This is a genomic window from Amycolatopsis sp. NPDC041971, from assembly GCF_055588925.1.
In genome coordinates, this window is sequence record NZ_JBVJCE010000008.1 from 20,071 (window position 1) to 28,108 (window position 8,038).

Annotated in this window: 8 protein-coding genes; 3 read left to right on the forward strand and 5 right to left on the reverse strand. The window is 66.0% G+C overall.

Annotation, left to right across the window (positions count from 1 at the left end; translation table 11 throughout):
• Nucleotides 1-4: 4 nt before the first annotated feature.
• The 3 genes from ACZ6DT_RS17665 to ACZ6DT_RS17675 form a co-directional block, all read right to left on the reverse strand.
• Nucleotides 5-670 carry a hypothetical protein gene (locus tag ACZ6DT_RS17665; protein WP_465596556.1) on the reverse strand — a complete coding sequence of 222 codons (666 nt, stop codon included), beginning with the start codon at nt 668-670 and terminating at the stop codon, nt 5-7.
• 228 nt (nt 671-898) lie between these two features.
• Nucleotides 899-2,071 (reverse strand): hypothetical protein, encoded by a 1,173-nt coding sequence (locus tag ACZ6DT_RS17670; protein ID WP_465595767.1) that lies wholly within the window; start codon nt 2,069-2,071, stop codon nt 899-901.
• Between the two features lie 315 nt (nt 2,072-2,386).
• Nucleotides 2,387-3,481 carry a LexA family protein gene (locus ACZ6DT_RS17675; protein ID WP_465595770.1) on the reverse strand — a complete coding sequence of 365 codons (1,095 nt, stop codon included), beginning with the start codon at nt 3,479-3,481 and terminating at the stop codon, nt 2,387-2,389.
• A gap of 1,237 nt (nt 3,482-4,718) precedes the next feature.
• On the opposite strand from ACZ6DT_RS17675, the gene ACZ6DT_RS17680 reads away from it, so the two are divergent.
• Nucleotides 4,719-4,973, forward strand: a complete 255-nt coding sequence (locus ACZ6DT_RS17680) for a hypothetical protein (RefSeq protein ID WP_465595773.1) — start codon at nt 4,719-4,721, stop codon at nt 4,971-4,973.
• A gap of 12 nt (nt 4,974-4,985) precedes the next feature.
• Here the strand turns inward: ACZ6DT_RS17680 and ACZ6DT_RS17685 are convergent, their stop codons facing one another.
• Complete coding sequence (locus ACZ6DT_RS17685; protein WP_465595776.1) at nt 4,986-5,246, reverse strand: hypothetical protein; 261 nt, start codon at nt 5,244-5,246, stop codon at nt 4,986-4,988.
• Between the two features lie 745 nt (nt 5,247-5,991).
• Between ACZ6DT_RS17685 and ACZ6DT_RS17690 the strand changes: the two genes are divergently transcribed.
• Together ACZ6DT_RS17690 and ACZ6DT_RS17695 are read left to right on the forward strand one after the other, a co-directional pair.
• Nucleotides 5,992-6,324 (forward strand): helix-turn-helix domain-containing protein, encoded by a 333-nt coding sequence (locus ACZ6DT_RS17690; protein ID WP_465595779.1) that lies wholly within the window; start codon nt 5,992-5,994, stop codon nt 6,322-6,324.
• Between the two features lie 135 nt (nt 6,325-6,459).
• Nucleotides 6,460-7,047 carry a dihydrofolate reductase family protein gene (locus ACZ6DT_RS17695; RefSeq protein ID WP_465595781.1) on the forward strand — a complete coding sequence of 196 codons (588 nt, stop codon included), beginning with the start codon at nt 6,460-6,462 and terminating at the stop codon, nt 7,045-7,047.
• Here ACZ6DT_RS17695 and ACZ6DT_RS17700 read toward each other — a convergent pair.
• A complete protein-coding gene (locus ACZ6DT_RS17700; protein ID WP_465595784.1) occupies nt 7,015-7,848 on the reverse strand; it encodes an SCO6745 family protein in 834 nt (277 codons plus the stop codon). The genes ACZ6DT_RS17695 and ACZ6DT_RS17700 overlap by 33 nt on opposite strands.
• Nucleotides 7,849-8,038: the final 190 nt, after the last annotated feature.

Sequence of the window (8,038 nt, forward strand, 5' to 3'; positions counted from 1 at the left end):
CGTGTCAAGTCAAGCGGGTGTCGGTGTGCGCTTCGAGGTTCCTGGCCGACACGTCGGCGGGTATGGGGAGGTCCAGTGCGCGGGCGAGGGCTGCGATGACCGGGACAGCGTGGCGGGGCAGGTTCTGGTCTGCCCAGACGGTTGCCAGTGCGAGGAAGCCGGCAAGATCGTGCTCGGCTCCGGCGAGGAGGCGCCGGAGATCGGCGGCAGGCAACTCGATCATCGGGCTGTCGTTCAGCTCAGCGTCGACGGTCAGCCGGACAGTCTCGCCGTGGCGTTCGGCGCAAGGATCGGGGTCGTGCCCGAACCCGACCTGCCCGTTGCCCTCGAGGACCGCGTGCCACTCGCGCCAATCCTCCAGACCGTTGCAGCAGCCCGGCAGAAACGCCACGCCCGTGACGCTGTCTGTCACCCGCAAGCCGCCAGCCGCGAAGAGCGTGTCACAGGTGAGCAGGCCGTGCAGGAACGACCCCAGCGGGTCGGCGGGGCGGGGCAGGAGGCCGTCGTCCTCCGGGTCGATGTCGTTGCAACCGGCGATGCGCATCACCGCTGTCCCGACCTTAAGGGGCGTGAGGTCGCCGCTGAGCGCCAGATAGCCGAACGATTCGACCTCACCGACAGGCCAGAGGGCAAAGCCATCTGTCGCGTGGACCTCCAAGACAGGCTGCATCGTGATCACCCCGGAAATGTCGCACAACCTCGCCCCGTCCTGCCTCCCAATTACTTTGTGCGCCTCGCTTCCCGTCATGCCTGAACTGACCTCGGCAGGTGCGCGCCCCGCTCGGAACGCGCGCCTCGCGGCAGAAGAGTGCGTTGCAGCGTGGTCGCCTGACATGGAATTCCCTTGGCTCCGCTGTGTGGAGCGTTCGAGGGAGTTGGCGCTTGTCCCACGACGGTCTCAGGGGCTGAGGTCGTCGGTCTTCGGGTCGCCTGGGTGGGACGCTGCCAGCCGCCGGAACTCCTCCTCGGAGATCGGGAGCGTGGTGTACTCGAGCAGCAGGTTGCTGGTCGGCTGCCAGCCGTCCGATTTCCACAGCTCGTATTCCAGTTCATACGGGTTCGGCAGGCGCTTGGCCAGGAAGAGGACGTCGCCGAGATCGTGAACGTCGTCTTTCCTGCGGAAGACTGCTTGGTAATCGTGGGTCCGGTCGCGGAATGCGCGCGATCTTCCCGTGATCGCAGCGACGTGGCGTGCGGTGCGGAAGTGCCGCTCGCTGAACTCCACCACCCACCAGCCGGGCTCCAGCCGACCGAGCACGTCGGTGTGCTGCCAGCCGAGGTCGTCGGGTGTTTCGTCGGCCGATCCAGTGCGGCGAACGAGGTCGTGGAGGTAGTACCCGTCCTTGGTGGCGAGGCCGTGCCACACGTCGAAGTACCTGGCCTCGGCGGTCTCTCGTCCGCGGATGGTCCGTTCCAGATCGTCGCGGCCGACCGGCAGCACGACCCTGCCCTGCGGCTCCTTCCCCTGCACCCACGCACCCTCTTGCAGGTAGGTCTCCCATTCGCCGTCGCCGCTCGAGGGGCAGCGGATCAGCGCGTGCGCGCGGCCGAGGTCCGCGACGTCGTCCAGCCTCTCGAACTCCGCGAAGTAGTAGTGGCCCTCCACCTGCTTGGCTCGCCGCCGTGCCGCCAGCAGCGCGACGATGCCCGTGAGGCTGTCCCGTTCGACGGGCGCCAGCGACAACGCGTAACGGTGTTCCGGCAGCAACTCGTCGACCACTGCGCACGCGGAGCGCAGGTCGACCGTGTCAGCCTCGTGCCGGAACACCGCGAAGCCGCCGCCTTCGAACCCGTCCCGCCGCTCGTGCTTCGCAGGCCCGCGGTCGTCGGCCAGTTGCCTGAGCCTCTCCAACTCTGCGGCGCTCACCTCGCGGTAGTCGTCGTAGGAGTTCCGGTCGCCGGTTTTCGACAGGCCCTTGCTCTGCGTCCACACGCCGTGGCCGAGGTACTTCTGCTCGTCGTGAGAGCCGATGCTGCGGTAGAGGCCCTTGGCGTTGCCGACATCGAACATGCCGCGTTGGTCTTCGAACAACGCGAAGTAGCGGTAGTCGGCCAGATAGCGCTCGAACACGCGATCACCCCCAAAGTGATCACCTGATCTTAGCGATCAGACCGGCGTCCGGGACGCATACCGGGCTCTCCAGTCGGAGACACCGATCACGCGACTGCCTGCGAGGAGGCCGAAACGCAGACCAGCGCCTGAGCCCGCCGCGCGCGGTCTTTGGCCCCGAGCATCCGACGACCGAAAGTTCTCCGCTCGAACCGCCGACGTCCGCTCTTCGGCATGTGCGTGCCTTTCTCAAAACGACCGACCAGCGACATGAGCGGACCTTCCGAGCTCATCGCGTCATGAAAGACATTGGCGACAAGACTCACATAATAGGCTCTAACTTCCGTCGGAGAGTTGAAGCCACGCGGACGCTGTGAACTCCTTCGTCGTTACTTCGACGTAAGTGAAGTTTGTCGCGTCGAGGTAACCGGGGCGGACGACCTCGTCGTGAATGGTATCGGCGAGTAGGAGCCCAAGAACCACATCTTCGTTATCCATGATCGCGGCGCGAAGGACCGTGCTCTCCACCATGCGGTGGAGATCTGTGACCAGTTCACCCGCGAAGCCGAGTGAGTCGGCGCCGACGGCGCCGCTGCCGATGGCAATCCTCAGCCGCATGCGGTCGTGGTAGCGGCGGTTGTCCTGGGCAAGGCGTTCGGTCAGCGCCGAAATCAGTCGTGGCACCACGAGTGACGACGTCACTCCTTCCGGCAGAAACACCACTTTCGAATCACCAGCGTCGACGCCATTCATGTCCGCATCGGAGAAGCCCAGGTCGGCGATCACCCGGGTTGCCACGGTGTCAATCCGGTAGTACAGGTCCTCCTGCTCCTCGATGCTGCGTCGCCCGAAACCGACGACGTCCACCACAAATCCCAGCCTCGGTTTATGGCCACCCACTGGAGCTGGTTTGGCCGGGCCAACGGCATCGGCGTGCCCCTCAGACGAAGATGCGGAGCCAAGCTCGGTACTAGCACCGGTCGGCATCTCAAGATCAAACCTTGAATGAAGTGCGCCGATCGCACGGGGCAAGTTCGGATCACGGCGAAGGAAGCCCTTCCGCTCCAGCGATTGCAACACATATGCGACCGAGGAGGTCGAAGTGAGCCCGACTGCCTTTCCAATCTCGCGTATGCTCGGCGGGTACCCGAGACGTTCCACCGAGCTTCGGATCACCTCGACAACCTTGCGCTCTCGCAAGGTCAGTTTTGGGGCCGACGAAGTCAATAGCGACTCCTGTTCTGGCTGACGTTCCGCGGGAACACGGGTGTCGGTGACGCTCTGCGAACGTCGCGTCGCGTGACCAGGCCGTCGACCATCCGATATCTGTGGTTCCGTATTTTCCTCGGTGGCCAGCGCGCTGACGAACTCCGCGTCAGATCCTGGGGACGAAGCGGGAGCCGCTTCTTCTTCCTCGTCATCGGCAGACATCCGGGCCAACTCCGCGACCATGGGCAACGTTGGCCGTCCGATCCTTCGGTCCAGAACAACTCGAAGGCGGGCCGCAGCGATCTGTTCGGCCGTGGGACGTAGCGACTCACGCACGCTGAGCACCCCCGTCGTCCACCTGCACCTCGGTGTGCCCTCCAAGCTCAATCTCCCTGAGCAATGGATTCAACACCCGGTCTGCGAATACATCCATTAGCTTCAACTCGTCCGGACCAGCGAGGTTCGATTCCGCCAGTGCCGACATGAGATGGAGACCCGCAACGCGCTTCCGTGGCGACTCGTCAACCGAATACGCCAAAATTTCGTAGAATCGCTTGGACCACTCCTCGCGGCGACCCTGTTCCTCGCGCTGCTCGGTGGCTCGATCTCCCACCCTTCCGTTCATCCGCACCCCCAGAAGCGCACCAGTCGCCGTTAGCACCCCCACCAGAAACCTTGCACACCTGCAGCCACGGACTCATGCACACCTCCCAATCATCAGACGCACATTGATCGTACGCACGTCGTGGGTTGATCCGGCAAGAAAGAGGCGACTCAGCCTGCGCTGCCGAACTTGTCCAGATGCTGCTGCTTCCTGACTGCGTCAGAGTGAACGCGACAAGCAGATTCGAGCACGAAGGTCATCCACTCATCGGCAGTTGAGGACGCTCCCGGCAAGAAAACGACGTTCTGTTGGGTGCTGGAGGAGTTGTGTCACATCCGTTGGCGCCGCCGGGAACACCTACGCCGACGGCCCATCGGCGGGAGTCATCCAACCAGAACATGTTCATCGGCACGACGCAACCGTAGGAGTGGTCTCATCGTTGACAACATGATGGTCCTGTCGCTGTGGCAGGTGCGGTGAGATGCCGGAGTGTTCGTGGACGATGGTCTTGCGCCTCGACGAGCCCGGCACGCCTCAGCAGGCGAGTTCGCACTCGCCGCAGGGTGCTCCGTGGGTGCTCCTGTGCCGAAGCAGTGCCCGACACTGGCGGGCAGTACACGGCACTCGAAGGTGAACGTCTCTCGTGTCAACCTGCGCCAGCGGTGCAGAGGGACACTGAGCGGCACTCTGCGACACCGGGTAGCCGCAAACTTTTAATCCGTAGGTTCTGGGTTCGAGCCCCAGGCGGCCCACAACCAAACCTCTCGCTGCGGCGTGTCCGCTCAGCCGGTCTGTGACTCCCCATACCGGAGTCTCACGGCGATCTCCTCCGCCAGGTAAGACTATGGTCCCGACGTGATCGATCAGTCGCCGGAATTCGGTCCGTGGTGGCGGAAGACGAATGGGTTGGCCACGACGAGCGTTGTGGACGTCGAGCGACACGGCCGTCGGCTGGTGGAAACGGGACGCGGAAAGGTCGGTCGAGCCGGTTCGGATCAACGGTGGGCCGGGGCTGTGCGGGTCGAGAGCGGCTTGGTCACCGGTGTCTACCACGTGCGCAATCCGGCGAAGCCGGCGAGTGTGGAGCGGGAGATCGCCGTCAGCCGCTGAGCTTTGCCGTGTTCAGGCGCCGAGGCGGTTGTAGATGCGGCTGGCCAGGGTGGCGGCCAGCTGGTTCAAGGCGCTCCAAGGTTCAGCGAGCGCGAACCGGCCGAGCAGGTCCGCCGCCGCGTAGGCCTCGGCTTCGGAGAGCAGTGGCGCGCGCCGGTCCTGGAGCCCCTGCTCGATCAGCCGGGACAGGGCTTCGGCGTACTCCTCCAGGTCACGCACCACAGCCAGGCCATACCGCTCGTCGAGCGAATCCCCGGCGAGGTCGTCACTCATGGTCATCTCCCCTCCAGCCGTCACCCGTCCGACGGGCCTCAGAAAATCTATGGTGGCCGGGGTAGACATTCAACGCCGGGTGTGTGTAATGTTCTCTTCGTACCGAGAAAGACAACGTCAAACAGGCGCGGGAGATGACGTAACTACCCGCGAGGTGAGACAAGCCGGTCAGGCGGCACGGGGCCGATCAAGGAACAGGTCCCGGACGGTGATCGGGAGCAGGATCTCAGGGCCGTGTTGTGAAGAAGGTTCGACCAGGTAGTGTCGGCCCTGGAAGGAAAGTGCAGGACGCGAGCGGAGCAGGCGCGCTCGTGAAGAAAACGCAGTCGTAGTCAGTAATGCAGTTGCAGGACCGGTCAGGTGGCCGGAGCCGATCAGTGAACAGGGCTCCGGGCAGTGACCAGCGGCGTCAGCGTGCTGGGACCGATCAGTGAAGGGGTTCCGGTCGTGTCGCTCGCAGCAGGTGAAGTAGCAGTACCCAGCAAGGTGAAAACACAGGATAGAAGGGAACGGCGACATCATTGGATCGCCCGCAGCGGCAAGGTAGCGCCGCGCGGGTGCCGTAGTTCCATCGAGTACGGAGGTGGTTTGCGGTCACGAATCAGCGATCCCCGCGGAATCCGGTTCTTCAACGGACGCGGGTGCAGGAAGCCGGCGGTCGCGCCGGTAGACAATGGTGAAACCCAACCCTGAGGACCCCGGGTGCCGTTCCGGCACCCGGGGTCCTTTGTGATGTGGAGGTGGAATGATCCCTGACCAAGAAGTGTCGGTCACGCCCAGCGGGGCCGACAGGTTCGATGACGAGCACTACCCCGCCTACACGATGGGCCGTGCCGCCGACATGCTCGGCGCCACTCAAGGCTTCCTTCGCAGCCTCGACGAGGCGGGCCTGATCACCCCGCAGCGTTCCGCCGGCGGCCATCGCCGTTACTCCCGGTACCAGCTTCGCCTGGCCGCGCGAGTGCGGGAACTGGTCGATCAGGGCACCGCCGTCGAGGCCGCCTGCCGCATCGTCACCCTTGAGGATCAGCTCCACGAAGCCCAGCGCGCCAACGCCGAACACCGCGCCCCGGGCTGAAGACTCCCGCTGTGAACGCCCTTGTCCGGACAGGACGAGGGCGTTCGAGTATGGATGTCGAGACGGACGGCTCGGTTCCGACCCCCTCCTGAAAGCGCCGGCCAGCGGCGCCACAGGAGCGAAGGAGGCCTTGCGATGAGCAAGGTGGTGCTGGACGTGTCGATGTCGCTGGACGGATTCACCGCCGGACCGAACGTGCGGGCCGACGAGCCCATGGGCGACGGCGGCGAACGACTGCACGAATGGATGGCAGCGGAGGGGCCCGACGCCCGCGTTCGCGACGAAGTGAACGCGATGGCCGGGGCGGCCGTCATCGGAAGGCACACCTTCGATCTCGGCCTGCGGCCGTGGGGCGGGACACCGTGGCCCGGCGTCCCGAGCTTCGTGGTCACCCGCCGGACCAGGGAAGACCTGTTCGGCGACAACGGTGGAACGTTCTCCTTCGACGGGCTGGAGGCCGCGGTCCGGCGCGCCAAGGACGCCGCGGGCGACAAGGACGTACTCGTGCTGGGCGCCGGCGTCGCCGGGCAACTGCTCGCCCTGGGCCTGCTCGACGAGGTCTACCTCCACCTCGCCCCCGTGCTGCTGGGGCAGGGGACCGCCGTGTTCGCCGGGTATCGGGGCGAGCTGGTCCCGCAGGGCGAACCCGTCGCCGGGACCGCTACCCACCTTCGCTATCGAGTCCGGCCGCTACCACGGGATGGCCACCCGGAGGGCCTCTGAGATCGGTTCGAGGTCGTTGACGAGACGGTCGAGTTCGCTGGGGCTCAGTGCGTTGTACGGCGTTTCCGCGAGCTTGTCCGTCAGCGCTTCGACCCGCTCCTTCGCGGCCCGGCCGTCGGCGGTGAGCCAGCCGTCGGTTCCGATCAGTCCGCGGTCGCGCATGCCGTCGACGACCGCGGCCAGTTGTGCGGCCGGGAGGTGGCCGAGTCGTCCGAACTCCTTCGCGGGCATGTCGACGGACAGGGCGTGCAGCACGTGGGCCTCGGTCCCGCCGATGCCCTCGGCCAGCAAAGCGACGGTGTGGCCGTCGCCGCGGTGCTCGCGCAGCAGACCGGCCGCGTGCCACAGCCGGGCCACGGGTTCCCGCGGGGCCGGGACCGTGCGGAGGGCGGCATAAAGGGCGCGTCCCTCCACCGGTGCGCTGGTCGCCGCTTGCATCAGGAGATCGCCGGCGCGCGCGACACCGGGGGCGTCGGCGAGTTCGCCGAGGATCCGCCGTATTCCGGCGACGCATCCCCGCTCACGGGCGGCCAGCGCCTCTTCGGGCGTGGTCAGTTCCCAGACCCGCGGGAGGTGGCGCGCCACCTCGCCGGGGGCGAAGTTGTAGAAGATCGCGTGGATCACCTCGGCCGGAACCGACCGGCCGAACGGCGCGGCCCGCCCGGCGAAGTAGGCGTCCCACTGATTACGCAGGCCCAGCGCCATCAGGGCCTCGTCCGACTCGTCGGTGAAGTAGGGCACCAGCCCGATGGGCTCGATCAGGTCGTACATGCGACGGGCGACGGGTTCCGGATGCGACATCTCATCCCCTGTGGTCGTGGCGGCGCCCTCTTGGCGGCCGCTCACTTACTCCACGAACGGCTTGTCCGGGATTCGACATCGGGCCGCGGCGGTATCGGGGGGGGGGGGGGGGGGGGCACAGACACCACCCCACCCCCACACCCCCCCCACCCCCCCCCCCCACACCCACACACAACGTAGCGCCAGACCC

What these genes read in the sequence shown, in the direction of transcription:
- ACZ6DT_RS17665 (WP_465596556.1), bottom strand. Translation starts at nt 670, where the DNA reads ATGCAGCCTGTCTTGGAGGTCCACGCGACAGATGGCTTTGCCCTCTGG.
- ACZ6DT_RS17675 (WP_465595770.1), bottom strand. Translation starts at nt 3,481, where the DNA reads ATGTCTGCCGATGACGAGGAAGAAGAAGCGGCTCCCGCTTCGTCCCCA.
- ACZ6DT_RS17685 (WP_465595776.1), bottom strand. Translation starts at nt 5,246, where the DNA reads ATGAGTGACGACCTCGCCGGGGATTCGCTCGACGAGCGGTATGGCCTG.
- ACZ6DT_RS17690 (WP_465595779.1), top strand. Translation starts at nt 5,992, where the DNA reads ATGATCCCTGACCAAGAAGTGTCGGTCACGCCCAGCGGGGCCGACAGG.
- ACZ6DT_RS17695 (WP_465595781.1), top strand. Translation starts at nt 6,460, where the DNA reads ATGAGCAAGGTGGTGCTGGACGTGTCGATGTCGCTGGACGGATTCACC.
- ACZ6DT_RS17700 (WP_465595784.1), bottom strand. Translation starts at nt 7,848, where the DNA reads ATGTCGCATCCGGAACCCGTCGCCCGTCGCATGTACGACCTGATCGAG.